Here is a 25,584-nt window from a genome sequence, read left to right on the forward strand (position 1 = left end):
GGAAACCTCAGCTTATATTAGGACCGATCAGAAAATTATGGGCGGCGATACTGGCGGCACCCCGCGCCCAGACGTCGCTATCGACGCGGCGGGTGCGGATCGGCGTTTGGCCGGCATAACGCGGAAGAACATTGGCTTCGACCGCCTGTTGCACGACCGTGCCGAACAGGCCTTCGAAGGAACCTTCGACATGAGTGACAAGGATCATGCCGGGGTCGTTCATTTGGATCAGGTGCGAGATGGCGAGACCGATGGCTGCGCCGGCCTTGTGGATGATGGCGATCGCCTCGGCTGTGCCGAGCGAGGCTTCCTCTTCCAGCTCGGACAGCGAGGTACATTTCAAGCCGGCGGCTCGCGCCATCTCCTTGATCGCCGTCATGGAGGCGATGGTATCCAGGCAACCGCGCTTGCCGCAGCGGCAGGGTGCGCCACCCGGCTCGATCGTTGCGTGGGCGATTTCGCCCGCACCGCCATGATTGCCGCGATAGAGCCTGCCGTCGATGACATGGGCGCAGCCGATACCGTCTCCCAACGAAACGATCGAGAAATTGGGCACGTCGCGGGCTATGCCGAACAGCTTCTCGCTGACGGCCACGGCCTTGGCGTCGTTTTCGATGAAGGTATCGACGCCGCTTGCCTGACGGATAAATTCGGCGAGCGGCACATCCTGCCAGCCAAGCAGAGTGGACTGCACGCAGGTCGCCTGTTTTTCGTCGACGAAGCCGGACAGTGCCACGCCGATGCCGGCAAGCTTGGAGCTTGCCTGCGGGTGGCCCTTCAGGATTTCCGGCAGGCCGTAGGCGATGGCGTTGGCAATGACCTTGGGATCGCGGGAATGGGGCAATTGCTGACGGGCGATGATATTGCCGTTCAGATCGCTGAGGATCATCGGCGCCGGATCTTCCAGAAGCGAAATACCTATGAAGAAGGCGCATTCCGGCTTCAGGTCGAGCAGCACGGAGGGCCGGCCCTGGCCATAGACGGTCTCTGTCTCGTGCAGCACGCCGCGATCGATCAGCTCGCGAGCAATGCCACTCATCGCCGCTTTGCTGAGCCCGATCGCGGCAGCAAGATCGGTCCGGCTTAAGGGGCCGGACTCGCTTATGACGCGCAGGAGCTCGCGCTGCGACGTATTGAACATACAAAATTCCTGATCCGCCGACGTGCCGTCCTGACAATAAGTTCACAAAATGAACCAATCAATCGAAATAAATTACAACAACTGGCCAAAGTCGACCCGAAAGCCACTTCAAGAGTCACAAGAGGGTGAACCAATCGAAATCATTCGCAAGAGATTTATCAGACTTGCATGTTCGCATTGATCTACGCCGTCTCCGGAACGCTGTTTGCGCCGTTTTCGGCTCCCGCTTCCTCGCTGACCGTCATGTTCTCGGTTTCGCTCAACGGAGCGCAATGATGGGCGATAGCCGCAATTATCTCGGCCTCAATATCTATATGTCGCTCCTTCCGGGCCTCGCGATCATGGTCACCACGCTTGGCTTCAACATTCTCGGCGACGGCCGGCGGCCTGCTCGATCCGCGGAAATAAAAAGAGATGCGACGCGCAGCTTGCTGCCCGTTTCGTCGTATCGGTTGGGAAAATTGTGCCCGGCCTGAGAGATAAGTACGGGACGTACCGGAGACATGGGTAACACTTTTCGCTTTTGGCGGGAGGTGTTGATGCCGTGGAGAGAGACTTCGGTGATGGAGGAACGTCTACGCTTTATCGCCCGGCTGCTTGAGGGCGAAGGCATGAGCGATGTGTGCCGGGAGTTCGGCATCTCGCGCAAGACCCGGCTACAAGATCTTCAATCGCTACAAGGACGACGGCCTGGAGGCGCTGACGGATCGGTCTCGACGACCGGTGCGTTACGCCAACCAGTTGCCCGAGCCGGTGGAGGCAATGATCGTGCGGCTCAGACAAGAGAAGCCGCATTGGGGTGCCACCCGGCAGAAATATCCTGCAGCAGCAGGCCCGTTTCGATGCATTCGTCAGCGAATTCAATACCGAGCGACCGCATGAAGCCCTGGCGATGAAGACGCCTGTCGATCTCTACGCCGCGTCGTCACGACTCTATCAGGGCCTGCCGGAGATCGACTACCCCTTCCATGATCGGGAGGCGCTGGTCACCAATTGCGGCCGCATCTGCATCTATCGCAAGAAGATCAACATATCGACGGTGCTGGCCGGCCAGAAACTGGGGCTCAAGGAAGTCGACGACGGTATTTGGCTCGTCAGCTTCATGCATTATGATCTGGGATATATCGACCTGGAGCAGAGGACTTTGCAAACCATCGACAACCCGTTCGGCACGAGGTTGTCACCCATGTGTTAGGTACGTTTTGTTACCTATGTCTCCGGGCTGGACAATTGAGAAACTGGAGCGGGCGAAGGGATTCGAACCCTCGACCCCAACCTTGGCAAGGTTGTGCTCTACCCCTGAGCTACACCCGCTCAATCCACAACGGTCCGGGGTAGTAAGTAGCGGACCGTGGGTGCCACCTTGCGGCGACGGGCGCTATATCGCCCAAACGATTTTCAAATGCAACAGGGAAATGACGGAAAAACGAAGAAAAGTTCCGATGGTGGAAAACCGGCTTCGGAAGCGCCGCGAATGCGGGGCAACGCGTCGTCCTGAAGATTGCCAAGCGCACGAGGCGGACGTAAGCAGGCAGTCCAATCTGCCTTTCTCCTGCCTGATGGAATGACGATGATCGAAAACAAGCCCAAGACTCGCCAGGAACTCCTCGCCTTTCTCGATGGGCTCGGCATCGCCCACAGCACCAAAAACCATGCGCCAGTCTTCACGGTGGCCGAATCGGTGGCGTTGCGGGACGAGATTCCAGGCGGGCATACCAAGAACCTGTTCGTGAAGGACAAGAAAGATCGTTACTTCCTGCTGACAGTCGAGGAAAATGCCCTCGTCGACCTCAAGCAGGTCCATACTCTCATCGGCGCTTCCGGCCGCGTCTCTTTCGGCAGGCCCGAGAAGCTGATGGAATATCTTGGTGTCATTCCAGGCGCTGTTACCGCGTTCGGCGCGATCAACGATACCGGCAACAATGTCACCTTCGTCCTCGATGCTGATCTGATGCATGACGAGATCATCAACTGCCATCCGCTTTCCAACGATGCGACGACGTCGATCGCCAGCGCCGATCTGATACGATTCATGGAAGCGACTGGGCATAAGCCGCTTGTCTTGAAAGTGACGTCCTGACATACGATTTTAGCGCTATCAGAGACGCCGGCAGATCGGCGCGGCGGGAGATACCTATGAGCGGCAGCGACAATCCTTACAACGGTTCCTTCGGCAACCAGATGTCGGCAACGGCAAGTTATGGCGCAGTATCCGAGCCTGCGGCGGGCGGCAGTCATATCAAGGACACGACGACGGCGAATTTTTCGAAGGACGTCCTCGATGAGTCGCGCAATCAGCCGGTTCTGGTCGATTTCTGGGCGCCGTGGTGCGGCCCGTGCAAGCAGCTGACGCCGGTTTTGGAAAAGGTCGTCAACGAAGGTCAGGGCCGCGTCAAGCTGGTCAAGATGAACATCGACGATCATCCCTCGATCGCCGGCCAGCTCGGCATCCAGTCGATCCCGGCGGTCATTGCCTTCGTCAACGGTCGCCCGGCCGACGGCTTCATGGGTGCTGTTCCGGAAAGCCAGGTCCGCCAGTTCGTCGATCGCCTTGCAGGTCCGGCGGGTGCCGATCAGGCCGCTGAGATCGAGGCCGTTCTGGCGGAAGCGGGCGAATTGCTTGCTGCCGGCAACATCAATGAAGCGGGGCAGCTTTACGGCGCCATCATACAGGCCGAGCCGGAAAACGCCAAGGCTCTTGCCGGCATGGCCGAGTGTCTGATCGCGGCCGACCAGCATGGCGAGGCTCGCCAGATGTTGAGCGAGTTGTCTGAGGCGCTTGCCAAGGACGCAGGGATTCAGGCGGTCCTGAAGAAGCTCGACCAGATCGAAGAAGCCCGCAAGCTCGGCGATCCTGTCGCTCTGGAGCGCGAGCTGGCACTGAATCCCGATCATCACGAAGCCCGCCTGAAACTCGCCAAGATCCTCAATGTCGAGGGAAAGCGCGAGGAGGCGGCCGAACACCTGCTCTTCATCATGCGCAAGGATCGCGCCTTCGATGACGACGGGGCGCGTCGCCAGCTCCTGCAGTTCTTCGAGGTCTGGGGCTTCAAGGATCCGGCGACTGTTTCGGCTCGCCGCAAGCTTTCCTCCATCCTCTTTTCCTGAGTTTGCCGCATCTGCCCTTGCGTTTTTACGCAAGGGCACCACATTCGTCGTGAGGACGGGCGCCACAGATGCGCCCGCCGAAAGAGTGCGGGACTAGTCTTCATGCAAGTCGGCAATGCGAGATATCTGAAGCCCGGGGATCTACCGGATGAGATCGCAGTTTTTCCCCTGACAGGTGCGCTTCTCCTGCCTGCCGGACAGTTGCCGCTCAACATCTTCGAGCCGCGTTATCTCGCGATGTTCGATGCTGCACTGACCGGAAACCGTCTGATCGGCATGGTGCAGCCGGCGCACGGCGAGCATGAAGACAAGACGCATGCTCCTGAGCTTGCAGCTGTCGGTTGCCTCGGCCGGATTACCTCTTATGCCGAAACGGGGGATGGACGTTATATCGTCTCGCTCACGGGTGTGTGCCGTTTCCGGCTGCTGGAAGAGAGATCGCATGGTCAGCCGTTCCGCAGCTTTCGCATCGCGCCATTCATTTCCGATCTTTCCGCCGAGAACGAGGAAGATGCCGTCGACCGTGGCGCGTTGCTAACAGCTTTTAAGGCCTATCTTGACGCCAACAAACTCGAGGCAGACTGGGAGAGCGTGGAGCGGGCTAGCAACCTTACCCTCGTCAATTCGCTCGCGATGATGTCGCCTTTCGGCCCCGCCGAAAAACAGGCGCTGCTCGAAGCGCCCGACCTCAAGACGAGGGCGGAAACCCTGATCGCCATCACCGAAATCGTGCTAGCCCGCGTCTTCGGCGATTCGGATACCGTACTGCAGTAGAGGGCGCGATGGACGAAAAACTGAGCCGGGTCGATCCCAAGCTTCTCGAACTTCTCGTCTGCCCGCTCACCAAGGGGCGGCTTTCCTATGACCGGGAGCACAATGAGTTGGTCTCGGAAAAGGCGCGCCTTGCCTATCCGATCAGAGACGGCATTCCGATCATGCTCGTTTCTGAAGCGCGCAGCCTCGAAGACTGAAGAGTAATTTCAGATTGTTTCGCCTGCGAGCAGCTTCGGATTGTTCTTGGCAGTCGTTCCTGCCGCCTGGCCGATGAAGAAGGATTTCAGGCCGGGCAGGCGATCGACGATGCCGAGGCCGAAATCGCGGGCGATGCGGATCGGCGCCGCGTCATTGGAGAACAGCCGGTTCAACACGTCTGTGGTGACGCCCATGCGGAACGTGTCGAAACGGCGCCAGCTCTGGTAGCGCTCCAGAATATTGATGGCGCCGATATCAAGGCCAAGGCGATCGGCTTCCACGATGGTTTCGGCAAGGGCGGCTACGTCCTTGAAGCCGAGATTGAGGCCCTGGCCGGAAATCGGATGGATGCCGTGTGCGGCATCACCTGCTAGCGCAAAACGCGGAGCGACGAAGGAGCGAGCAAGCGTGAGGCCGAGCGGGAAGGCGCGCTTGTCGCCAACCACCTTGAGAGCGCCGAGTTTGTGGCCGAAGCGGCGTTCAAGTTCCTCCTCGAAAACCAGATCGTCAGCCGCAATCAAGCGGTTGGCGTCATTCGTCCGCTCGGTCCAGACGAGCGACGAGCGGTTGTTGCGCAGCGGCAGGATGGCGAAGGGGCCGGATGGCAGGAAATGTTCTTCGGCGCAGCCGTGGTGCGGGCGCTCGTGCTCGACGGTCGTCACGATGCCGGACTGACCGTAATCCCAGGTGACAGTCTTGATGCCGGCGAAATCGCGCAGTCTGGAGCGCACGCCATCGCAGGCAACCAGCAGGCGTGATTGCAGCGTGCTGCCGTCGGACAGGCTGACTTCGATATAGGTATCATTCGTCTTCAGGCCGGCGGCGCTCAGGCCGTGGCGGATCTCGATGCCGAGCCGCTCGCAGGCGCCGTGCAGCGCGCCTACCAGAGCGACATTCGGGATCATGTGGGCAAAGGGCCGGCCATCGGCGACTTCGCCGTCGAAGGTCAGGAAGATCGGGCGGACAGGATCGGACATCTTGGAATCGGTCACGATCATCTTGGTGATCGGCTGAGCCTCCGGCTCGATCTCATCCCAGATGCCGAAGACTTCGAGCATCTTTGTCGCGGCCGCGATAATGGCGGAAGCGCGCATATCCTTTTTCCAGGCATGCTCGGGTGCTGCCTCGACGACGGCGATATTGAGATGCGGGGCAGCCTGCTTGACCGCCACGGCCACGGACAGGCCGACATAACCTCCGCCTGCAACCAGCATGTCCAGCATCGTCCGCTCCTGTTACTTTCTACGATCAGATGCGATCTATATAGATCATCATATTGCTACTTCCTACCGCCGAGAGCCGAACAAATGACGGAACAAACGGATAAACCGACCGCGATGGAAACGCTGATTTCGACGCTCGATATCGAGCCGATCGAGGTCGATATCTTTCGTGGCCGCAGTCCGCAGGTCGGCTGGCAGCGCGTGTTTGGCGGGCAGGTGATTGCACAGGCGTTGATGGCGGCGCAGCGCACGGTGGCGGACGGTCGCTTCATTCACTCCCTGCACGCCTATTTCATGCGCCCCGGCGACCCCTCGGTGCCGATCATCTATCAGGTCGAGCGCATTCGGGACGGATCGAGTTTCAACACACGCCGGGCCGTCGCGATCCAGCACGGCAAGGCGATCTTCGCGCTCTCGGCCTCGTTCCAGGTCGAGGAGCCGGGCTTCGACCATCAGGTCCCCATGCCGCCCGTGCCGATGCCGGAAACGCTGCTCGGCGAACAGCAGATCAAGGAGCAGTATCTCGCTCATGCTCCGGAGGCGGTGCGCAAATATTGGGAGCGCGAACGGCCGATCGAGATCCGCCCGGTCTCGCTCAAGCACTATTTTACGAGTGAGAAGCTCGAGCCGCGGCAGGATGTCTGGGTTCGTGCTACCGGTCCTGTGCCGGACAGCAGGCTTTATCAGGCCGCTGTGCTTGCCTATCTCTCGGACATGACGCTGCTCGATGCATCGCTGCATGCCCACGGAACGTCCATTTTCGACCAGAACCTGCAGGTTGCAAGCCTCGACCACGCCATGTGGTTCCATCGTTCCGATAAGCTCGACGACTGGCTGCTCTATACGCAGGACAGTCCGTCGGCTTCAGGCGCCCGGGGATTGACCCGCGGTAGCCTATTTAGTCGCTCCGGTGTCCTAATCGCGTCGGTGGCGCAGGAGGGGTTGATTCGGAAAAAGGCAAATGAATAAATAATGTGCATATTTATAAATTTGCGCGTTATTTGTGCGCTTATTGACCAATCATTTGCCTGTTTATTGGCGCCTTCAATTATAGTCTTTATATTTCAATAACTTATAGACTGTCACGAATCTGGCACGTCCTTTGAATGTCTATCGCCGGTCGCTGGTCAAGAAACCGTCAGCGGCAAGGAGAGTCGGCTCCGCGCCGAGGATAACGAAGGATGGGAAACCAGATGAAAATTGTGATGGCCATTATCAAGCCGTTCAAGCTCGATGAGGTCCGCGAAGCCCTCACGGCGATCGGCATCCAGGGCCTGACTGTGACCGAAGTGAAGGGCTACGGTCGTCAGAAGGGGCACACTGAAATTTATCGCGGCACTGAATATGCGGTCAGCTTCCTGCCGAAGCTCAAGATCGAAATCGCGGTCGCATCCGAGATCGTCGACAAGGCGGTCGAAGCCATCGCAGCATCTGCCAAGACCGGCCAGATCGGTGACGGCAAAATCTTCGTCTACTCGATCGACCATGCCGTGCGCATCCGTACGGGCGAGACCGATTCAGAAGCGCTGTAAAGAACGGCAGATCAAGGAGCTTTTTCCAATGTCAATTTCGAAGTTTTCCTCCAACATAGCACGGGTAGGCGCCCTTTCGGCTGCTCTCCTGGCGCCGGTCGTCGCTTTCGCGCAGGAAGCAGCCCCGGCAGCCGCCGCTGCTCCGGCTTTCACCATGGACAAGGGTGACAATACCTGGATGCTCGTTTCCTCGGCGCTCGTCCTCCTGATGACGATCCCCGGCCTTGCGCTGTTCTACGGCGGCCTCGTGCGCGCCAAGAACATGCTCTCGGTGCTGATGCAGGTCTTCATGATCACTGCCGTCGTGGCGCTGATCTGGGTGACCTACGGCTATTCGCTCGCCTTCACCGATGGTGGCTCGCTGAACAGCTTCGTCGGCGGCTTCTCCAAGGCGTTCCTCGCCGGGGTCAACACCTCGTCGCTGGCTGAGACCTTCTCGAAGGGCGTCGCCATCCCGGAATATACTTTCATCGTATTCCAGATGACCTTCGCCTGCATCACGCCCGGCCTGATCGTCGGTGCATTCGCCGAGCGCATCAAATTCTCGGCCGTCATGCTCTTCGTCGTGCTCTGGGTCACCTTCATCTACTTCCCGATGGCGCACATGGTCTGGTTCTGGGGCGGTCCGAGCTCCTACACCTCGCCGGCTGGTCTGATCTTCTCCTATGGTGCAATCGATTTTGCCGGCGGTACGGTCGTTCACATCAATGCCGGTATCGCTGGCCTCGTTGGCGCCATCATGCTCGGCAAGCGCACCGGCTATAAGAAGGAGATCATGGCTCCGCACTCGATGACGCTCACCATGGTCGGCGCATCGCTGCTCTGGGTCGGCTGGTTCGGCTTCAACGCAGGCTCTAACCTCGAAGCCAATGCCTATGCATCGCTCGCCATGATCAACACCTTCGTCGCGACGGCCGCCGCCGCCGTGTCCTGGTGCATCGTCGAAAGCTTCGCTCGCGGCAAGGCTTCCATGCTGGGCGCGGCTTCCGGCGCTGTTGCCGGTCTCGTCGCCGTCACTCCGGCGGCAGGCTTTGCCGGCCCGATGGGTTCGATCGTTCTCGGTCTCATCGTCTCGCCGGTCTGCTACTTCTTCGTCGACGTCGTGAAGAACAAGTTCAACTATGACGACAGCCTCGACGTCTTCGGTGTCCATTGCATCGGCGGCATCATCGGTGCTCTTGGCACCGGCATCCTCGTCAACCCGGCCCTCGGCGGCGCCGGTATCGTCGACTACTCGACGGCCGATTTCGCTGCCTCCTATGCCGGCACGGCAACGCAGGTCCTGGCCCAGGCCAAGGGCGTGCTCACGACGCTGCTGTGGTCGGGCATCGGCTCTGCGATCCTCTACAAGATCGTCGATGTCATCATCGGCCTGCGCGTTTCGGTTGAAGCCGAGCGCGAAGGTCTCGATCTCGCAACGCACGGCGAAGCAGCCTACCACGCCTAATCACAGGGTTTGCGGCGCCGGCACAAGGGCGCCGCCGAACAGCCCGTCGCGGCCTATCTAACCAAAAGCCGCTCTTGGCCCGGACCTTCACAGGTTCGGGCCCTTTTCTTTTTAGTGATCCGGCATATGCATGGTTAACATCGCTTTAACTCTACTTTGATTAGGTAGAGCGGACGCATTTGGCGCGGCGAAGCATTGGCGATTCGCGTGCCCCCAGGCATTGGACGGGTTTGACATATGGCAAGAAGCACGTCGCCGGCGATGGACGGCCGTCCTGACCGGTTCTCCTTCTCGGCATTCATGCTGCGGCAGATCCAGGCTCTCATCGGCTTTGCGGTCTTCTTGGTCTTAGCGCTCGCGGTTGCGGCGCTTGCGACATGGAACGTCACCGATCCCAGCTATTCCTATGCCACCGGTAATGTGCCGACCAACATACTCGGTTATAGCGGTGCCGCCTTTGCCGACATCGCCATGCAATTTCTGGGACTCGCGAGCGTCGTTTCGATGCTGCCGATCGTTGCGTGGGCGCTGGCGCTGATTTCCGGCCGTCGCATAAGCCGCATTCCAGCGCGTGCCGGCGCATGGCTCGTAGGCACCATACTTTCCTCCGCCGTCATCGGCTGCTTCCCGCCACCGCTCACCTGGCCGATCCCGAACGGTATCGGCGGTGTTATCGGCGACATGATCCTGCGTTTTCCTGCGCTCTTTGTCGGTGCCTATCCCACCGGTGTTTTCGCGACCGCCGTCGGCTGCATCTTCGCCGTCCCGACGGCGTGGATGATGCTCTTTGCGGCCGGCATCGTCGGCCGCGGCGAGCTCGATGAGGAGGAAAACGAAGAAGAGGATTATGTCGATTCGCGCAGCAAGGTGCGTGTCGTCGGCGATGAGGACGATGAGGACGATGGGTCCCGCTGGATGGCCTTTAGCGGCGCCGTGACGCATGCCTGGTATATGAACCAGGCGCGTTTCCGGCGGCTTTTCGGCATGGGACCACGCAAGCGCCGCCAGGGCGATTTCGAATCACCCTACGACTTCAACGATGACGAATTCGGTACGCTGAACGAGCCGGTGCGCGCCAAGCCCGCAGCGCGCGGCGAGCGCATGGATCCTTCCATGGAGCCGCGTGGCCCATCGAGCCGTCGGGTCGTTTCGGCGCCTTCCATCTCGCTCAACGACGATGAGGACGAGGATGACGATACGCCATTCGATACCGGCATGCCGCCGCGTCCGGCCGATATTCTGCCCGATGACGATGATGACGACTGGATGATCCGCGCACCGGCCAAATCGGCCGGTAAACCTGAGCCTCGCGTCATTCCTGCCTCCGCCCGTCCGAAGCCCGGCGCCCGCGTCGAACGTGAGGCGCAAGGTTCGTTCATCCGTCCGGAAGGTTTCCAGCTTCCCTCCATGCATCTGCTTGCCGAGCCGAAGAACGTGGTGCGCGATTCCACGCTTTCGGCAGATGCGCTGGAGCAGAATGCTCGCATGCTGGAGGGTGTTCTGGAAGATTTCGGTGTCAAGGGCGAGATCATCCATGTTCGCCCCGGCCCCGTCGTCACACTTTACGAACTGGAGCCGGCACCCGGCATCAAGTCGTCCCGTGTCATCGGCCTTGCCGACGACATCGCGCGGTCGATGAGCGCTATCGCCGCGCGTGTCGCTGTCGTGCCGGGCCGCAATGCGATCGGCATCGAGCTACCGAACCAGACGCGCGAGACCGTCTATCTGCGCGAGCTCATTGCCTCGCGTGATTTCGAAAGTTCGAAGGCGAAGCTCGCCATGGCGCTCGGCAAGACGATCGGCGGCGAAGCCGTGATCGCCGATCTTGCGAAGATGCCGCATCTGCTCGTCGCCGGTACGACAGGTTCCGGTAAGTCCGTTGCCATCAACACGATGATCCTGTCGCTGCTCTACCGCATGACGCCGGAGCAATGCCGACTGATCATGATCGACCCAAAGATGCTGGAACTCTCCGTCTATGACGGCATTCCGCATCTGCTTTCCCCTGTCGTCACCGATCCGAAGAAGGCCGTCGTCGCGCTCAAATGGACCGTCCGCGAGATGGAAGAGCGCTACAAGAAGATGTCTAAGATTGGTGTTCGCAACATCGACGGCTTCAATACGCGCGTCGAGCAGGCGCTCGCCAAGGGCGACACGATCTCGCGCACGGTGCAGACCGGCTTCGATCGGCAGACGGGCGAAGCGGTCTACGAAACCGAGGAATTCGATCTTCAGCCGATGCCTTACATCGTCGTCATCATCGACGAAATGGCCGACCTCATGATGGTTGCGGGCAAGGACATCGAAGGCGCCGTACAACGCCTGGCGCAGATGGCGCGTGCGGCCGGCATCCATGTCATCATGGCAACGCAGCGTCCGTCGGTCGACGTCATCACCGGCACGATCAAGGCGAACTTCCCGACGCGCATCTCTTTCCAGGTTACGTCCAAGATCGACAGCCGCACGATCCTCGGCGAGCAGGGCGCCGAGCAACTGCTCGGCATGGGCGACATGCTCTATATGGCAGGCGGCGGCCGCATACAGCGCGTCCATGGTCCTTTCGTATCCGACGTCGAGGTCGAAGAGATCGTTTCCTACCTGAAAACACAGGGTTCGCCTCAATATCTCGATGCCATCACTGCCGATGACGACGAGGACGGCGATTATGGCGGCGGTTCGGCCGGCACGGCAAATCTCGCCGATTCGGAAGATCCCTATGACCAGGCCGTTGCCATTGTCTTGCGCGACGGAAAGGCCTCCACTTCCTATGTTCAGCGCAGGCTCGGTATCGGCTATAACCGTGCCGCATCGCTGATCGAGCGCATGGAGCAGGAGGGCATCATCGGCCCTGCCAACCATGCCGGAAAACGGGAGATTCTCGTGCCGACGGATGGGGATATTCTCGACCGCTGATACAGGAAAATTTTGCAACGCCGCCCGTCCGACGGAAACCCTGGGCCCGTGTAATCCGTTACCTTTCACCGGGCGATCGCGGCGCCTTGAAGACGCCGCCTTTCAGCGGCATGCAGATCGCATACAGGAGGTTCATATGACCAACTCCGCATCCATCTTTTCCCGCCTGACGGTGGCCCGCCGCGACGTCCTTGGTGTCTTTGCCGCTGCGGTCGTTGCAAGCGCCGTTCCGTTTCCAGCTCTCGCTCAGGTCGCACAGGCGGCAGCACCCGCTGGCAACAACGCTACGGCACAGGCGATTGCCGATCATTTTTCCGGCGTCGCCACCATGCAGGGCGAGTTCGTGCAGTTTGGCCCTCGGGGTGAACAGACTGGGGGCAAGTTCTTCATCGAGCGTCCCGGCAAGCTGCGCTTCAACTATGACGATCCGTCGCCGATGCGCGTCATTGCCGACGGCAGGAATGTCGCGATCGGCAATGTGAAGCTGAAGACCTGGGATCTCTATCCGCTTTCCAAGACGCCGCTCAGTCTGCTGCTTGCGCCGCGTATCGATCTTTCCGCCGGTATGGTGAAGGGCGTGAAGCAAGAGTCCGATCTGACAACGATCTCGCTCGGCAACAATACGGTGTTCGGCAATTCGACCATCACGATGATGTTCGACCCGAAGACTTATGATCTCCGCCAGTGGACGATCACCGACAACCAGGGTAAGGACACGTCGGTCATGATCTTCAACGTGAAGACCGGTGTTGCCTTCGACGAGCGCGTCTTCCGTGTGCCCTACGAAGATATCAAGGGTACTTCGGCAAACCGTGACTAACGCTTTTCGGTTGATCGCCGGCCGCTTTTGCCCGCGGCCGGTTTTCTCGCTGACGCCTTTGCTCTAAAGCCTTTTCAGAGGGATCTGAAAGGGCACGGCATGAGCTTCTCCATCACCACCTGGAATATCAATTCGGTGCGGCTGCGCATGCCGATCGTCGAGCAGCTCGTGTTGAAACACAGGCCTGATATCCTTTGCCTGCAGGAAACCAAGGTTCCGAACGACCTCTTCCCGCTGGCACCGCTGCGCGCCATGGGGTACGAGCATATCATCATCCACGGCCAGAAGGGCTATCACGGGGTTGCCATCGCCTCCCGCGTGCCGCTGACCGAGGATCACCGGCAGGACTACTGCAATGTCGGCGACGCGCGCCACATTTCGGCGGTCTTCGAGCGCGGCAACCGGCGCATCCGTCTGCATAATTTCTATGTTCCTGCCGGCGGTGACGAGCCGGACCGCACGATCAATCCAAAATTCGGCCACAAACTCGATTTTATCGAGGAGATGAAGAACCTCAAGGCGAACGCCGAGCGCGACACCTCAGCCATCCTCGTCGGCGACCTCAATATCGCGCCGTTAGAGCATGATGTCTGGTCGCACAAGCAGCTTCTGAAGATCGTCAGCCACACGCCCGTCGAAACCGAGGGGCTCATCGAAGTGATGAAACGCGGCGGCTGGCACGATCTCATGCGCCAGCACGTGCCTGCCAACGAGAAGCTCTATACGTGGTGGAGCTACCGCGCGAAGGATTGGGAGGCTGCCGACAAGGGCCGGCGCCTCGACCATATCTGGTCTTCGCCCGATCTCGGTCCGCATCTGCAGCGCATTGAGGTGCTGAAGGAGGCGCGCGGCTGGGACCGGCCGTCCGACCACGTGCCCGTAACAGCACATTTCAATCTCTGAAGGTTCAGTTGAAGCGGTGAAACTGACTCGCGGCCTGCGCCGCCAGTTCGGCGATGTTGTCGCGGATGCGATTTTCGATGATACGCGCTGCCGAGGGAAATTCCTCGATCAGCCGATGGAACAGGGTTCGCGTGATGCGGAGGATGCCGGTATCCTCGCGCGCAATCGCCGTGAATTTACGCTCCACCTGCGTCACCAATGCGAGTTCCGATATCAACGATCCGGATTCGGCAATGGCTTCAGTCTGCCCCATGCCGTCTGAGCCTGTCACGCTGAGTTCGAGGCTGCCGCTGGTGATTACATAGGCGCTTTCAGCAGGCGAGCCCTGACGGAACAATATCTGTCCGGCCGCAATCACGCGACGGTCGGCGCCAAAGGCAATCAGGCGCAATTGGTCGTCGTTCATGTCCTTGAAGAGCGGAAGCTGCGACAGCAGATGAATATCGTCGGAAAGAGACATTCTACGGAATAATCTTGTAGCCGCCGTTCTCCGTCACGAGGATCTCGGCGTTGGACGGATCCCGCTCGATCTTCTGGCGCAGGCGGTAAACGTGGGTTTCCAGCGTGTGGGTGGTCACGCCGGAATTGTAACCCCAGACCTCCTCCAGCAGTACGTCGCGGGTCACGACCTTCTGTTCGGCGCGGTAGAGGTAGCGGATGATCGCCGCCTCCTTTTCCGTCAGGCGGATCTTCTGGCCGTTGTCGGTCGTCAGCAGCTTCTGGCTCGGCTTGAAGAGATAGGGGCCGACGGTAAAAGTGGCATCTTCGCTCTGCTCGTGCTGGCGAAGTTGCACGCGGATGCGAGCCAAGAGCACGGCGAAGCGGAAAGGTTTTGTCACGTAGTCGTTAGCGCCGGCCTCAAGGCCGAGGATCGTGTCCGAATCCGTGTCATGACCGGTCAGCATGATGATCGGCGCCTTGAAGCCACCCTTGCGCAACAGCTTTACCGCCTCGCGGCCATCCATATCCGGCAGTCCGACGTCCATGATCAGCAGGTCGACCGGATTGGAGCGGGCGGACTGGACGCCCTTAGCCGCGGTCGCTTCCTGCAGAACCGTGAATTCCTCATATAACGACAACTGCTCCGTCAGCGTCTGGCGAAGGTCATCGTCATCATCCACCAGAAGAATGGTGCGTGCGGTCATGCGGGTGCGTCCTTGCGTTTGTCAGATACTCCTACGCCAAATTCCACATTTGGCAAGGATTGGCGGTCTGCTGTTGCCGCTCGGGGTCTCATATGGTTTCAATCGAAGCCCAAGGCAATTCAAGAACATGCGAGAAAAATGGAAAAAGCAAGGCGAGAGGGGAATGGCAGGCCTTCGACGCTCGTCGTGCGTGCCGCGCCGGGCAAAAAGAGCAGGGCCATCGTCCGTTTTGGCCCTCTGACCTTGCCTGCCGCCATTGGCCGCAACGGCCGGACCGTGATCAAGCGTGAAGGCGACGGGGCTACGCCGATTGCGGCCATGCGGCTGCTCTATGGTTTCCGGCGCGGCGAGCGAAACGGTCGTCTCGCCTCGGAGCTGCTTATCAAGCGCATCCGCACCGATATGATGTGGTGCGATCAACCGGACGATCCAAATTATAACAGGTTGGTGAAGGCGCCTTTCAAGCCAAGCCATGAGGAGATGGAGCGCAAGGACGGGCTCTACGATATCTGCCTGGTGCTCGACTGGAACGTGACGTCCCGGGCACGCAATCGCGGCTCAGCGATCTTCTTCCATCTTGCTCGGCCGGGATACGAACCGACCGCCGGCTGTGTCGCGATCAGTGCCCGCGACATGCGCCGCATCCTGCCCTTCCTTAGAAAGGGAACGATCGTTCAAGTTACCTGATTGTATTGCTGACCACGTGTCCTATATGGATTTTCGACCGGCATGCGGGGCGCAAAGCGTCCCGGGGAAAACCGCTTGGCGGCTTCAATTCACCCCCCGTTCAATTCGTGTCTTTGGCAAATCCCCTAAACTTCGGGAGATATACTGTGACCACTCAGCCCATCATCACTTTCCATGACGGACATTCCATCCCCCAGGTGGGTCTCGGCGTCTGGCAGACGCCGCAGGATATCGCGGCTCCGACAGTGCGCACCGCACTTGCCGCCGGCTATCGCCATATCGACACGGCTTCCGGTTATGACAACGAAGAGGGTGTCGGGGAGGGCATCCGTTCATCAGGGGTCGACCGCAAGGATATCTTCGTCACCACGAAACTGCGCAATACCGACCAGGGCTATGACAATGCGCTGCGTGCCTTCGAAGTCAGCCTGAAGAAACTCGGCAGTGACTATATCGACCTTTACCTCATCCACTGGCCGTCGCCGCATCGCGGTCTCTATCGTGAAACCTGGAAAGCTTTCGTGCGTCTGCGCGAAGAAGGGCGCGCGCGCTCCATCGGCGTGTCGAACTTCTACCCGGACCATCTCGACCACATCGTCGGCGACACGGGTGTGGTTCCTGTCATCAATCAGATTGAGTTGCATCCGGATTTTCAGCAGAAAGCGGCGCAGGAAGCGCATAAGAAGCTGAATATTGTCACGGAATCCTGGAGTCCGCTCGGCCAAGGCCGTTTCATTTCCAATCCGGTCATCGGCCAGATTGCTGAGAAGCACGGCAAGACGCCGGCGCAGGTGATCATCCGCTGGCACATCGATACCGGCCTCGTCGTCATTCCGAAGTCGGTGACGCCCTCGCGCATCGAGGAGAATTTCAACGTCTTCGATTTCAAGCTTGATGGTGAAGACATGGCCGCGATCGCCAAACTCGATAGTGCCGGCGCTCGCATGGGGCCGGATCCGTACACGGCGACGTTCTGAGAGCCGTCTTCTCAGCCTTGCGCAATTAAAAAAGCCCGGCACGCGAGCGCCGGGCTTTCGTCATGTCCGATGTGCGAGAAAGATCAGTTCCACTCGCGGATATCGACGAAGTGACCGGCAATCGCGGCTGCGGCCGCCATGGCCGGCGAGACGAGATGGGTGCGGCCCTTGAAGCCCTGACGTCCCTCGAAGTTGCGGTTCGAGGTCGAGGCGCAACGCTCGCCCGGCTTCAGGCGGTCGTCGTTCATCGCAAGGCACATGGAGCAGCCCGGCTCGCGCCAGTCGAAGCCGGCAGTCTTGAAGATCTTGTCGAGGCCCTCAGCTTCCGCCTGTTCCTTCACGAGACCGGAGCCCGGTACGATCATGGCGTTGACGGAGGAGGCAACGGTCTTGCCTTCAACGACCTTGGCGGCGGCGCGCAGGTCTTCGATGCGGCCGTTGGTGCAGGAGCCGATGAAGACACGATCGACAGAAATGTCGGTCATCCTCGTGCCCGGCTTCAGGCCCATATAGTCGAGCGCACGCCACTTGGAGGCACGCTTCGTCTCGTCCTGGATCTCATCCGGGTTCGGTACGACACCCTGAACGGAGACGACGTCTTCCGGCGAGGAGCCCCAGGAGACGATCGGCGGCAGTTCGGCCGCGTTCAGCTTGACGATACGGTCGAAATGAGCGCCCTCGTCAGACTTCAGCGTCTTCCAGTAGGCAATCGCCTGTTCCAGCGCTTCGCCTTTCGGCGCGCGCGGCTTACCCTTGATATATTCAAAGGTGATCTCGTCGGGCGCAATCAGGCCGGCGCGAGCACCGCCTTCGATCGACATGTTACAGATCGTCATGCGGCCTTCCATCGACAGCGAGCGAATGGCCTCGCCGGCATATTCGATGACGTAGCCGGTACCGCCGGCAGTGCCGATCTCGCCGATGATGGCAAGAACGATGTCCTTGGCAGTGACGCCTGACGGCAGCTGGCCGTCGACCTGCACCAGCATGTTTTTGGCCTTTTTCTGGATCAGCGTCTGGGTCGCGAGAACGTGCTCGACCTCAGAAGTGCCGATACCGTGGGCAAGCGAGCCGAAGGCGCCGTGTGTGGAGGTGTGGCTGTCGCCGCAAACGATTGTCATGCCCGGCAGGGTGAAGCCCTGTTCCGGCCCGATGATGTGGACGATGCCCTGGCGCTTGTCGTTCTCGGAATAATATTCGACGTTGAACTCAGCGGCATTCTTGGCGAGCTGCTCGACCTGGATGCGGCTTTCTTCGTTCTTGATGCCGAGGTGGCGGTCAGCGGAGGTCGGAACGTTGTGGTCGACGACGGCAAGCGTCTTTTCCGGCGCGCGAACTTTGCGGCCGGACATACGCAGCCCTTCGAAGGCCTGTGGCGAGGTTACTTCATGGACCAGGTGACGGTCGATATAGAGAAGACAGGTGCCGTCTGCCTGTTCGTCGACCAGGTGGTCGTCCCAGATCTTGTCGTAGAGGGTACGCGGTGCGCTCATGGCGGTAAGTCCGTTTTTGGAAGCTTTGGAAAATCGGGAAATAGCGGATCAGGCTCCGCCGGCCGTCATTCGGTCAACGAAGTCGGCTGTTGAGCGCACCGGAGACGCATGCGAAGAACCGCGCCGGCAGGCGATAATGATCCTGCAGCACGAAAATATGCGCGCCAGTGCATCTGAACTTGGATTCCATGGCGCTGGATATAGCGATTTTTGATCGAAACGGCAAATCGAATCATGAAGCTCTATCGCCGCGGCATCTGCTTCATCTTCTTCTCGATCCGCCGCAGCGCCAGCGACAGGCCGATCGTCAGGATCAGGTAGATATAGGTGACGATCGAATAGGTCTCGAAGAAGCGGAAGGAGCCGGAGGCGTAGACCTTGCCCATTTGCGTGATGTCGGCCACGCCGAGGACGGAGACGAGGGAGCTGTCCTTCACCATGGAGACGAAGTCGTTGGAGAGCGGCGGGAAGATCACTCTTATTGCCTGCGGGAAGACGACGAGCCGGAAACGGCGGTAGCGCGACAGGCCGAGCGACTTGGCCGCCTCGATCTGGCCGATATCGACTGACTGGAAACCGGCGCGGAAGATTTCGGCGATGAAGGAGGAATAGCCGATCATCAGGGCGATGATGGCACGCCACATCAGCGACAGGTCCCGCACGAGGATCGGCTCGGCAATACCGGCCTTCACCAGGGGTGTGATCAGGAAATTATAGGCTGCGACAACGCCCGGCGCACCCACGAAGGCGATATAGAAGAGCAGCACGAGGATCGGAATGCCCCGGATGATCTCGATGTAGAAGCGGGCGATCTGGCGCAGCACGATATTGTCGGAGAGACCAAGCAGCGCAATGCCCAGACCGAGCACTGTCGCCAGCACAAAGGCGACGAGTGTCACGAAGACGGTAATGCCGGCACCATTGACGACGGTCCGGAAGACTTGCGCGTAGATGTCGTTGGTGATGATGACGACGGCGAGAACGACGCCGATCAGCACAAGGACGACCAACCACCAGGGACGGTCGTCCTTCTCGTGTCGCGGGGACGGTGGCAGTGCCATCTGCGATCGCTCTGGGAATTACTGGCCCATCTTATAGTCGAGGAACCACTTCTTATTCAGTGCATCGAAGGTGCCGTCCGCCTTCAGCTCGGCAATCGCGGCATTGATGGGGGCGACGAGATCGGAACCTTTCGGGAAGATGAAGCCGAAATCCTCGGTGCCGAGCGGTTCACCGACGACCTTCAGCCCGCCATTCGAGGAATCGACATAACCCTTTGCAGCGACGCTGTCGGTCAGGACGAGATCGACGTCGCCGGTTTTCAATGCCTGCACGGTTGCGCCGAAGGTTTCGAAGAGCTTGATGCGCGGGTTCTGTTCGTTGCCGTCGAGAATTTCGTAGACGGCGGTATAGAAAGGCGAGGTGCCGGGCTGGGCGCCGATCAGGCCTTCGTTGAAGGCGCCGAAACTCTTGGCATCGGTGAAGCGCTTCTCGTCACCACGCACCAGCATGAACTGCTGCGAGCGCATGTAGGGGTCGGAAAAGTCGACTTTCTGCTTCCGATCGTCCTTGATGGTAATGCCAGTCATGCCGATGTTGTACTGGCCATCGGATACGGCCTGGATCATCGCGTCCCAGCTGGTGTTCTGGTATTCGACCTTGAAGTTCAGCCGCTTGGCAATCTCGTTCATCGCGTCATATTCCCAGCCGATCGCCTTGCCGGATTTGGGATCCACGAACTGCAGCGGTGGATAGGCGTTTTCCGTCACCACGACGACGGTCTTGCCACCAAGGTCCGGCAGGCCGGCGGCGAAAGCTGCGAGAGGCGAAAGCATTGCGGCAGTCAAGCCGGCAAGTACGGTGCGGCGAAAGAACATGATATGGCTCCCCAATCTTTGAACGGCAGAATTGTCACGGAAGATTCTGATATGGCAAGGCTGCAGGCATCGCCGATCGGCGCAAAAAAGAAAAGGCGGCCCAAAGACCGCCTTTCCCCTGCAATGATTTCGCTTTCGCGAGGTGCTTATTCAGCCGAACCTTCAGCAGCGGCTGCAGCTTCTGCGGCGGCCTTTGCTTCAGCGGCTTCCGCTGCTGCCTTTTCGGCGGCGAGAGCCTGTGCTGCTGCAACCTTTTCAGCCTCGATACGTGCCTTTTCCTCGGCAACCGCCTGACGCTCGGCGTCGTTGAGCTTGCGGGCGCGGACGCCGGTATCTTCAACGATACGGGCCGACTTACCGCGACGGTCGCGCAGGTAGTAGAGCTTGGCGCGACGGACCTTACCGCGGCGAACGACTTCAACGCTTTCGATCAGCGGGGAGTAAACCGGGAATACGCGCTCGACGCCTTCGCCGTAGGAGATCTTGCGGACCGTGAAGTTTTCCTGCAGGCCGCCGCCGGAGCGGGCGATGCAGACGCCTTCGTAGGCCTGAACGCGGGTACGGTTGCCTTCCGTAACCTTGACGTTGACGCGGACGGTGTCGCCCGGAGAGAACTCGGGAAGGGTGCGCTTGGCTTCGATTTTGGCGGCCTGTTCGGCCTCGAGCTGCTGAATGATGTTCATCGTCTTAACCTTTGGTTCTTCTGAAACAGCCAGAGCGCTCACACTGTCCTTCGGTCGATGCCTCCGGAGTTTGCCCTTGCGGGCGGGAGCGGGTTCGCCATTCTTTGTTTGCTGGCAGACGGGGTTAAACCCCATTTCCGCGTGCGCCATTACACGAAAGACTTCCACCTGTCATCCCTTGGACGACAAATTTGTGAAATCAGCCCGCTTTTTCGGCCTTCTGCGCTCTAATCAAGTCTGGCCGCCTTTCCTTCGTCAGGGAGACGGCCTGATCATGGCGCCATTTCTCGATGGCACCGTGATTGCCCGAAGTGAGGATCGCCGGAATCTCCCGGCCTTCCCACTCCTGAGGGCGGGTATAATGCGGATGTTCCAGAAGTCCGCCTTCGAAGCTTTCATGCAGGCCGGAGAGGTCATTGCCCATGACGCCCGGCAGGATGCGTACGATCGCGTCGAGCAGGATCAACGCTGCCGGCTCGCCGCCTGACAATACGTAATCGCCGATCGAGACTTCCTGGAGTTCGCGTGCCTCGATCACACGCTGGTCGACGCCTTCGAAACGGCCACAGACGATGATCACCCCGTCGCCGGCCGCGAGCTGCCGCACACGCTCCTGCGTCAGCGGCTTGCCACGCGGGCTCATCAGCAGGCGCGGGCGGTTGTCATTTTCAGAAGCGCTGTCGATAGCACGGGCGAGCACATCGGGCTTCAGCACCATACCGGCGCCGCCGCCGGCGGGCGTGTCATCGACGGTTCGGTGTTTATCCGTCGCAAAATCACGGATCTGCACGGTATCGAGTGACCATTGTCCACGCTCCGCCGCCTTGCCGGCGAGCGAAAAATCCAGATGGCCCGGAAACATTTCCGGGTAGAGTGTCAGCACGGTCGCCCGGAAAGCCATGGCGCCTACTTCTTTTTCTTCGGCTTGCCGGGGGCGAGCCCCTTCATGTCGTCGGGATTGTCGACGAGGCCGGCCGCAAGCGGATCAATGAGCAGTTTGCCGGCTTCAAGGTCGATTTCCAGCACGGAGGCTTCCGAAAAAGGGATCAACACCGGACGCTTGCCGGGGCCCTTGAGTTCCAGAAGATCGCCGGCGCCGAAATCGAAGACTCCGGTCACCGTGCCGTAACTGATACCCTGATCGTCGAAGGCTTCGAGCCCTTCCAGATCGGCATAGAAGAACTCGTCGTCCTCCAACTCCTCATCCGACAGGTTGTCGCGTTCGATGTAGAGTTCCAGGCCGTTCAACGCCTCGGCGGCGTTTCGGTCGTTGACGCCGCGGAAGCGGACGACGACCATATTCTTCATTTCGCGCAGTTCGAGAACTTCAAAAACGCGTCCATCCATGCTGTGCAGATGGCCGTAATCACCGAGCGCGGTCGGATCGGCCGTATAGGCCTTTACACGCACCTCGCCGCGAATGCCCTGCGCGCCGCCGATGGTTGCCATCAGCACCGGGTTTTCAAGCTTGGTCATGGGTTCCTTCATTCGAACGCAGGCAAGAAGCTGAGATCACGCCTCTCATAAACGAAGTGCGCGGGAATGGAAACGAAAACGGACGGCATGTCGCCATGCCGCCCGTCCGGATTGGGTCGAAACCGATTATTCGGCGGAAGCAGCAGCTTCGGCGGCGTCGGCAGCCTTCTGGGCCTTCTCGGCAGCGCGTTCCTGAGCCTTCTTGCCAGGCTTTGCCTTTTCCGGATTGTTGCGGGTTTCGCGCTTGGAAATGCCGGCTTCGTCGAGGAAGCGCAGGACGCGGTCGGTCGGCAGGGCGCCCTGGTCGAGCCAGTGCTTGATGCGCTCACCGTTCAGTTGAACGCGCTTCTCGTCGCCCTTGGCGAGCATCGGGTTCCAGGAACCGAGATTCTCGAGGAAGCGGCCGTCACGCGGGCTGCGGGCATCGGCGAGAACGACGTGGTAATACGGGCGCTTCTTAGAACCACCGCGTGCGAGACGAATTTTCAGTGCCATGTTCTTTACTCCTTAGGCTTTTCTTGACCGCTTCGTGGGGCGGTATGGTTATCGGGCTGCGGCGCTCTGTTCAGCGTGGTCCGCAGCGATCTGCTCATGATGCCGGATGACTTCCTTGATGACGAAGTTCAGGAACTTCTCGGCGAAATCCGGGTCCAGATGCGCATCTTCGGCAAGCTGACGAAGACGAGCGATCTGGTATTCCTCGCGCGCCGGATCGGCCGGCGGCAACTTGTACCTGGCCTTCAGCACACCGACCTCTTTGGTGCAGCGGAAGCGTTCGGCCAGAATGTGGACGAGCGCCGCATCGATATTGTCGATCGACTGGCGGTAGCTCGAAAGCTGGGCTTTGACCTCTGGATCAATCATGGGGCAGGCGATCCTTTCACTTCTTCTTGGGCAATCCGGGCAGGCCCGGGAAACCACCACCGAGGCCCGGCAGCTTTGCGCCGCCAAGACCGGGCAATCCGCCCGGCAAGCCTCCGCCAAGACCGGGCATACCCCCACCCGGCTTTCCGAGACCCGCGGCTTCCGCCTGCTTCTGCAGCGCTTCAAGCTGCTTCGGGTCGATATTCGAGAGATCAGGCATGCCGCCCATGCCGCCGAGGCCGCCCAGCCCCATCTTGCCGGCGAGACCACCCATCATCTGCTTCATCATGCCGCCTTTGCCCTTGCCGCCCATCATCTTCATCATGTCGGCCATCTGCCGATGCATCTTCAGAAGCTTGTTGATGGCAGCCGCATCCGTGCCGGATCCGGCAGCGATGCGCTTCTTGCGCGAATGCTTGAGCAGGTCGGGATTGGCGCGCTCGGCTTTGGTCATCGACTGGATGATGGCGATCTGGCGGCCGAACAGCTTGTCGTCCAGGCCGGCGGCGGCCATCTTGTCCTTCATGCCGGCCATGCCGGGCATCAGGCCCATGATGCCGCCCATGCCGCCCATCTTCTGCATCTGACGCAGCTGGTCGGCGAGGTCGTTCAGGTCGAACTTGCCCTTGGCCATCTTGGCGGCCATTGCGGCCGCTTTTTCCGCGTCGATGTTCTCGGCAGCCTTTTCGACGAGCGAGACGATGTCACCCATGCCGAGGATGCGGTCTGCAATGCGGCGGGGGTGGAATTCTTCCAGCTCGCCCATCCGTTCGCCGACGCCGATCAGCTTGATCGGCTTGCCGGTGACGGCGCGCATGGAAAGGGCAGCACCACCGCGGCCATCGCCGTCCATACGGGTAAGCACCAGTCCGGTGATGCCGACGCGCTCATCGAAATTGCGGGCGAGATTGACTGCGTCCTGACCGGTCAAGCTGTCGGCGACCAGCAGGATTTCGTGCGGGTTCGACTTTTTCTTGATATCGGCCATTTCGACCATCAACGGCTCGTCGATATGGGTGCGGCCGGCTGTGTCGAGAATGACGACGTCATGACCGCCGAGCTTTGCGGCCTGGACGGCGCGGGCGGCGATATCGGTCGGAGACTGGCCGGCAATGATCGGTAGTGTGTCGATATTTGCCTGGGCGCCGAGCTGGCGAAGCTGCTCTTGCGCTGCCGGGCGGCGCGTGTCGAGCGATGCCATCAGCACCTTTTTCTTCTCGCGCGTCGTCAGCCGGTTGGCGATCTTTGCCGTGGTCGTCGTCTTGCCGGAGCCCTGCAGGCCGACCATCATGATGACGACCGGGGCGGCTGCATGAAGGTCGACACCGACGCCTTCGCCGCCGAGCATCTCGATGAGCTCATCATGGACGATCTTGACGACCATCTGGCCGGGCTTGATCGACTTCAGGATCTCGGCGCCGACAGCCTTTTCACGCACGCGGTCGGTAAAGGAGCGGACCACTTCCAGCGAAACGTCGGCTTCCAGAAGCGCACGGCGAACCTCCCGCAGCGCTGCGGAAACATCACTTTCCGAAAGCGCGCCACGGCCTGTCAGTCCATTCAGGATGGAACCAAGACGGTCCTGGAGGTTCTCAAACATCGGCTCTTCCTTGATACGTTTCGGGGATTTTTGGGATTCCCTGGAACGTCGTGCTTTTCCTTGACGAAAACAAGACGCATAGCCAAAAAGCACCCGAGGGCGCAGCGCGCTGTCGGGTGTTGACCTCCGGAATCCGTGTCCCGGTCGGCGGCTCGGAGTCTGTTGCTCGTCGCAGATTGGCCGCGATAAACAAGAAAGCTGCGGGAAAGTCAAGGCGAATGCGTCTGGCGATGTCGTGGCAGGCTTTTCTCCGAAGTCGTGCGGCAGGAGTAGCGCGGGGGCACTTCGTATGCAGCCGGTTGCGGTAATGAAAGTATATATCTGTATATACTAACATATTCGCTTTAAAATTCGCCGATGTTTTGGTTCAATATTTTGATCGGCAAGCCGAATTTGCGGGAAATTCCAGTTGCAAAATATTACGCTTCTGATTCTACTTTCTACTTAAGTAAATTCTGTAAAATGATTCGTGCATATCCTTGATTCCGAATGAATCGGCGGAGATATCAAATGATAAATCCAGACATAGAAAGCTGGGCGCTGGCGCGCGCCCATAATATAGTTCTGCGCGAGGGCCTGAATTTGGCGAAGGCTGCACAGGACCTGGATCGCAAACGGTCCCGGTTGCTGGTCTACGAGCTGAGAAAGGTCATTACCGCTGCTATCGTCGAAGCCCATGCTGCGTCCCTTAATTCTGAAGGCACGGTGCGATAGGACCGGACT

The 25,584-nt window shown here is 59.7% G+C and carries 27 protein-coding genes, 1 tRNA gene and 1 pseudogene; 15 read left to right on the plus strand and 14 right to left on the minus strand.

Features of this window, described 5'->3' with window-relative positions:
* Positions 1–7 precede the first annotated feature (7 nt).
* Positions 8–1,141, minus strand: a complete 1,134-nt coding sequence (locus JNB85_RS17430; protein WP_220335594.1) for an ROK family transcriptional regulator — start codon at positions 1,139–1,141, stop codon at positions 8–10.
* Positions 1,142–1,416: 275 nt separating this feature from the next.
* Here JNB85_RS17430 and JNB85_RS17435 point away from each other — a divergent pair, with 275 nt between their 5' ends.
* Together JNB85_RS17435 and JNB85_RS17440 are read left to right on the plus strand one after the other, a co-directional pair.
* Entirely contained in the window at positions 1,417–1,617 is a 201-nt protein-coding gene (locus JNB85_RS17435) for a hypothetical protein (RefSeq protein WP_223216524.1), read from the plus strand.
* Between the two features lie 63 nt (positions 1,618–1,680).
* Positions 1,681–2,336: pseudogene (locus JNB85_RS17440) on the plus strand (helix-turn-helix domain-containing protein).
* A 44-nt stretch (positions 2,337–2,380) separates the two neighbouring features.
* On the opposite strand, the gene JNB85_RS17445 reads toward JNB85_RS17440, so the two are convergent.
* Positions 2,381–2,455, minus strand: a tRNA-Gly gene (locus JNB85_RS17445).
* A gap of 256 nt (positions 2,456–2,711) precedes the next feature.
* On the opposite strand from JNB85_RS17445, the gene JNB85_RS17450 reads away from it, so the two are divergent.
* From JNB85_RS17450 to JNB85_RS17465, 4 genes are all read left to right on the plus strand, one after another.
* A complete protein-coding gene (locus JNB85_RS17450) occupies positions 2,712–3,221 on the plus strand; it encodes a prolyl-tRNA synthetase associated domain-containing protein (protein WP_220335595.1) in 510 nt (169 codons plus the stop codon).
* 56 nt (positions 3,222–3,277) lie between these two features.
* Positions 3,278–4,249 (plus strand): thioredoxin, encoded by a 972-nt coding sequence (gene trxA / locus JNB85_RS17455; RefSeq protein WP_220335596.1) that lies wholly within the window; start codon positions 3,278–3,280, stop codon positions 4,247–4,249.
* A 102-nt stretch (positions 4,250–4,351) separates the two neighbouring features.
* Positions 4,352–5,023, plus strand: a complete 672-nt coding sequence (locus JNB85_RS17460; RefSeq protein WP_220335597.1) for an LON peptidase substrate-binding domain-containing protein — start codon at positions 4,352–4,354, stop codon at positions 5,021–5,023.
* An 8-nt stretch (positions 5,024–5,031) separates the two neighbouring features.
* Positions 5,032–5,220 (plus strand): Trm112 family protein, encoded by a 189-nt coding sequence (locus JNB85_RS17465; RefSeq protein ID WP_112545684.1) that lies wholly within the window; start codon positions 5,032–5,034, stop codon positions 5,218–5,220.
* A gap of 9 nt (positions 5,221–5,229) precedes the next feature.
* Here the strand turns inward: JNB85_RS17465 and JNB85_RS17470 are convergent, their stop codons facing one another.
* A complete protein-coding gene (locus JNB85_RS17470) occupies positions 5,230–6,444 on the minus strand; it encodes a ubiquinone biosynthesis hydroxylase (RefSeq protein WP_220335598.1) in 1,215 nt (404 codons plus the stop codon).
* Between the two features lie 84 nt (positions 6,445–6,528).
* On the opposite strand from JNB85_RS17470, the gene tesB reads away from it, so the two are divergent.
* The 6 genes from tesB to JNB85_RS17500 all read left to right on the plus strand — a co-directional run bounded on the left by tesB (position 6,529) and on the right by JNB85_RS17500 (position 14,059).
* Entirely contained in the window at positions 6,529–7,413 is an 885-nt protein-coding gene (gene tesB / locus JNB85_RS17475) for an acyl-CoA thioesterase II (RefSeq protein ID WP_220335599.1), read from the plus strand.
* A gap of 212 nt (positions 7,414–7,625) precedes the next feature.
* Positions 7,626–7,976 carry a P-II family nitrogen regulator gene (locus JNB85_RS17480; RefSeq protein ID WP_007814595.1) on the plus strand — a complete coding sequence of 117 codons (351 nt, stop codon included), beginning with the start codon at positions 7,626–7,628 and terminating at the stop codon, positions 7,974–7,976.
* 28 nt (positions 7,977–8,004) lie between these two features.
* Positions 8,005–9,423: an ammonium transporter gene (locus JNB85_RS17485; protein ID WP_220335600.1), complete on the plus strand. Its 1,419-nt coding sequence runs from the start codon at positions 8,005–8,007 to the stop codon at positions 9,421–9,423.
* 237 nt (positions 9,424–9,660) lie between these two features.
* Positions 9,661–12,336 carry an FtsK/SpoIIIE family DNA translocase gene (locus JNB85_RS17490; protein ID WP_220335601.1) on the plus strand — a complete coding sequence of 892 codons (2,676 nt, stop codon included), beginning with the start codon at positions 9,661–9,663 and terminating at the stop codon, positions 12,334–12,336.
* 136 nt (positions 12,337–12,472) lie between these two features.
* Positions 12,473–13,156, plus strand: a complete 684-nt coding sequence (locus JNB85_RS17495; RefSeq protein ID WP_220335602.1) for an outer membrane lipoprotein carrier protein LolA — start codon at positions 12,473–12,475, stop codon at positions 13,154–13,156.
* A 99-nt stretch (positions 13,157–13,255) separates the two neighbouring features.
* A complete protein-coding gene (locus JNB85_RS17500; RefSeq protein ID WP_220335603.1) occupies positions 13,256–14,059 on the plus strand; it encodes an exodeoxyribonuclease III in 804 nt (267 codons plus the stop codon).
* 4 nt (positions 14,060–14,063) lie between these two features.
* Here the strand turns inward: JNB85_RS17500 and JNB85_RS17505 are convergent, their stop codons facing one another.
* The gene (locus JNB85_RS17505) at positions 14,064–14,519 is read right to left on the minus strand and encodes a cyclic nucleotide-binding domain-containing protein (protein ID WP_220335604.1); all 456 of its coding nucleotides are present in this window, start codon (positions 14,517–14,519) and stop codon (positions 14,064–14,066) included.
* 1 nt (position 14,520) lies between these two features.
* On the minus strand, positions 14,521–15,204 hold the full coding sequence (locus JNB85_RS17510) for a response regulator transcription factor (RefSeq protein WP_183749409.1): 684 nt from the start codon (positions 15,202–15,204) through the stop codon (positions 14,521–14,523).
* 138 nt (positions 15,205–15,342) lie between these two features.
* Between JNB85_RS17510 and JNB85_RS17515 the strand changes: the two genes are divergently transcribed.
* On the plus strand, positions 15,343–15,891 hold the full coding sequence (locus JNB85_RS17515) for a L,D-transpeptidase family protein (protein WP_220335605.1): 549 nt from the start codon (positions 15,343–15,345) through the stop codon (positions 15,889–15,891).
* A 146-nt stretch (positions 15,892–16,037) separates the two neighbouring features.
* On the plus strand, positions 16,038–16,868 hold the full coding sequence (locus JNB85_RS17520) for an aldo/keto reductase (RefSeq protein ID WP_220335606.1): 831 nt from the start codon (positions 16,038–16,040) through the stop codon (positions 16,866–16,868).
* A gap of 83 nt (positions 16,869–16,951) precedes the next feature.
* Here the strand turns inward: JNB85_RS17520 and leuC are convergent, their stop codons facing one another.
* From leuC to ffh, 9 genes are all read right to left on the minus strand, one after another.
* Positions 16,952–18,361 (minus strand): 3-isopropylmalate dehydratase large subunit, encoded by a 1,410-nt coding sequence (gene leuC, locus JNB85_RS17525; RefSeq protein WP_220335607.1) that lies wholly within the window; start codon positions 18,359–18,361, stop codon positions 16,952–16,954.
* 242 nt (positions 18,362–18,603) lie between these two features.
* A complete protein-coding gene (locus JNB85_RS17530) occupies positions 18,604–19,422 on the minus strand; it encodes an amino acid ABC transporter permease (protein WP_220335608.1) in 819 nt (272 codons plus the stop codon).
* Between the two features lie 18 nt (positions 19,423–19,440).
* The gene (locus JNB85_RS17535) at positions 19,441–20,238 is read right to left on the minus strand and encodes a basic amino acid ABC transporter substrate-binding protein (RefSeq protein ID WP_220335609.1); all 798 of its coding nucleotides are present in this window, start codon (positions 20,236–20,238) and stop codon (positions 19,441–19,443) included.
* 146 nt (positions 20,239–20,384) lie between these two features.
* Positions 20,385–20,921, minus strand: coding sequence for a 50S ribosomal protein L19 (gene rplS / locus JNB85_RS17540; protein ID WP_183749415.1), 537 nt, complete (start codon positions 20,919–20,921; stop codon positions 20,385–20,387).
* A gap of 199 nt (positions 20,922–21,120) precedes the next feature.
* Positions 21,121–21,822, minus strand: coding sequence for a tRNA (guanosine(37)-N1)-methyltransferase TrmD (gene trmD / locus JNB85_RS17545; RefSeq protein WP_220335610.1), 702 nt, complete (start codon positions 21,820–21,822; stop codon positions 21,121–21,123).
* A 5-nt stretch (positions 21,823–21,827) separates the two neighbouring features.
* A complete protein-coding gene (gene rimM / locus JNB85_RS17550; protein ID WP_220335611.1) occupies positions 21,828–22,397 on the minus strand; it encodes a ribosome maturation factor RimM in 570 nt (189 codons plus the stop codon).
* A gap of 126 nt (positions 22,398–22,523) precedes the next feature.
* A complete protein-coding gene (rpsP, locus tag JNB85_RS17555; RefSeq protein WP_183749418.1) occupies positions 22,524–22,892 on the minus strand; it encodes a 30S ribosomal protein S16 in 369 nt (122 codons plus the stop codon).
* A gap of 48 nt (positions 22,893–22,940) precedes the next feature.
* Positions 22,941–23,261: a chorismate mutase gene (locus JNB85_RS17560; RefSeq protein ID WP_220335612.1), complete on the minus strand. Its 321-nt coding sequence runs from the start codon at positions 23,259–23,261 to the stop codon at positions 22,941–22,943.
* Positions 23,262–23,277: 16 nt separating this feature from the next.
* On the minus strand, positions 23,278–24,861 hold the full coding sequence (gene ffh / locus JNB85_RS17565) for a signal recognition particle protein (protein ID WP_220335613.1): 1,584 nt from the start codon (positions 24,859–24,861) through the stop codon (positions 23,278–23,280).
* A gap of 489 nt (positions 24,862–25,350) precedes the next feature.
* On the opposite strand from ffh, the gene JNB85_RS17570 reads away from it, so the two are divergent.
* Positions 25,351–25,575 carry a hypothetical protein gene (locus JNB85_RS17570; protein WP_183749420.1) on the plus strand — a complete coding sequence of 75 codons (225 nt, stop codon included), beginning with the start codon at positions 25,351–25,353 and terminating at the stop codon, positions 25,573–25,575.
* Positions 25,576–25,584 lie beyond the last annotated feature (9 nt).

It is taken from the genome of Rhizobium mesosinicum (assembly GCF_019511345.1).
Taxonomy (GTDB): Bacteria; Pseudomonadota; Alphaproteobacteria; order Rhizobiales; family Rhizobiaceae; genus Rhizobium; species Rhizobium mesosinicum.

Bases quoted from the DNA above. Each gene is read 5' to 3' on its own strand.
- JNB85_RS17530 (WP_220335608.1), bottom strand. From the start codon at position 19,422: ATGGCACTGCCACCGTCCCCGCGACACGAGAAGGACGACCGTCCCTGG.
- leuC (WP_220335607.1), bottom strand. From the start codon at position 18,361: ATGAGCGCACCGCGTACCCTCTACGACAAGATCTGGGACGACCACCTG.
- JNB85_RS17505 (WP_220335604.1), bottom strand. From the start codon at position 14,519: ATGTCTCTTTCCGACGATATTCATCTGCTGTCGCAGCTTCCGCTCTTC.
- rpsP (WP_183749418.1), bottom strand. From the start codon at position 22,892: ATGGCACTGAAAATTCGTCTCGCACGCGGTGGTTCTAAGAAGCGCCCG.
- rplS (WP_183749415.1), bottom strand. From the start codon at position 20,921: ATGAACATCATTCAGCAGCTCGAGGCCGAACAGGCCGCCAAAATCGAA.
- ffh (WP_220335613.1), bottom strand. From the start codon at position 24,861: ATGTTTGAGAACCTCCAGGACCGTCTTGGTTCCATCCTGAATGGACTG.
- JNB85_RS17485 (WP_220335600.1), top strand. From the start codon at position 8,005: ATGTCAATTTCGAAGTTTTCCTCCAACATAGCACGGGTAGGCGCCCTT.
- JNB85_RS17535 (WP_220335609.1), bottom strand. From the start codon at position 20,238: ATGTTCTTTCGCCGCACCGTACTTGCCGGCTTGACTGCCGCAATGCTT.
- JNB85_RS17500 (WP_220335603.1), top strand. From the start codon at position 13,256: ATGAGCTTCTCCATCACCACCTGGAATATCAATTCGGTGCGGCTGCGC.
- JNB85_RS17490 (WP_220335601.1), top strand. From the start codon at position 9,661: ATGGCAAGAAGCACGTCGCCGGCGATGGACGGCCGTCCTGACCGGTTC.
- rimM (WP_220335611.1), bottom strand. From the start codon at position 22,397: ATGACCAAGCTTGAAAACCCGGTGCTGATGGCAACCATCGGCGGCGCG.
- JNB85_RS17430 (WP_220335594.1), bottom strand. From the start codon at position 1,141: ATGTTCAATACGTCGCAGCGCGAGCTCCTGCGCGTCATAAGCGAGTCC.
- JNB85_RS17470 (WP_220335598.1), bottom strand. From the start codon at position 6,444: ATGCTGGACATGCTGGTTGCAGGCGGAGGTTATGTCGGCCTGTCCGTG.
- tesB (WP_220335599.1), top strand. From the start codon at position 6,529: ATGACGGAACAAACGGATAAACCGACCGCGATGGAAACGCTGATTTCG.
- JNB85_RS17480 (WP_007814595.1), top strand. From the start codon at position 7,626: ATGGGAAACCAGATGAAAATTGTGATGGCCATTATCAAGCCGTTCAAG.
- JNB85_RS17560 (WP_220335612.1), bottom strand. From the start codon at position 23,261: ATGATTGATCCAGAGGTCAAAGCCCAGCTTTCGAGCTACCGCCAGTCG.
- JNB85_RS17510 (WP_183749409.1), bottom strand. From the start codon at position 15,204: ATGACCGCACGCACCATTCTTCTGGTGGATGATGACGATGACCTTCGC.
- JNB85_RS17450 (WP_220335595.1), top strand. From the start codon at position 2,712: ATGATCGAAAACAAGCCCAAGACTCGCCAGGAACTCCTCGCCTTTCTC.
- JNB85_RS17465 (WP_112545684.1), top strand. From the start codon at position 5,032: ATGGACGAAAAACTGAGCCGGGTCGATCCCAAGCTTCTCGAACTTCTC.
- trxA (WP_220335596.1), top strand. From the start codon at position 3,278: ATGAGCGGCAGCGACAATCCTTACAACGGTTCCTTCGGCAACCAGATG.
- JNB85_RS17460 (WP_220335597.1), top strand. From the start codon at position 4,352: ATGCAAGTCGGCAATGCGAGATATCTGAAGCCCGGGGATCTACCGGAT.
- JNB85_RS17570 (WP_183749420.1), top strand. From the start codon at position 25,351: ATGAATCGGCGGAGATATCAAATGATAAATCCAGACATAGAAAGCTGG.
- JNB85_RS17435 (WP_223216524.1), top strand. From the start codon at position 1,417: ATGGGCGATAGCCGCAATTATCTCGGCCTCAATATCTATATGTCGCTC.
- JNB85_RS17515 (WP_220335605.1), top strand. From the start codon at position 15,343: ATGGAAAAAGCAAGGCGAGAGGGGAATGGCAGGCCTTCGACGCTCGTC.
- trmD (WP_220335610.1), bottom strand. From the start codon at position 21,822: ATGGCTTTCCGGGCGACCGTGCTGACACTCTACCCGGAAATGTTTCCG.
- JNB85_RS17495 (WP_220335602.1), top strand. From the start codon at position 12,473: ATGACCAACTCCGCATCCATCTTTTCCCGCCTGACGGTGGCCCGCCGC.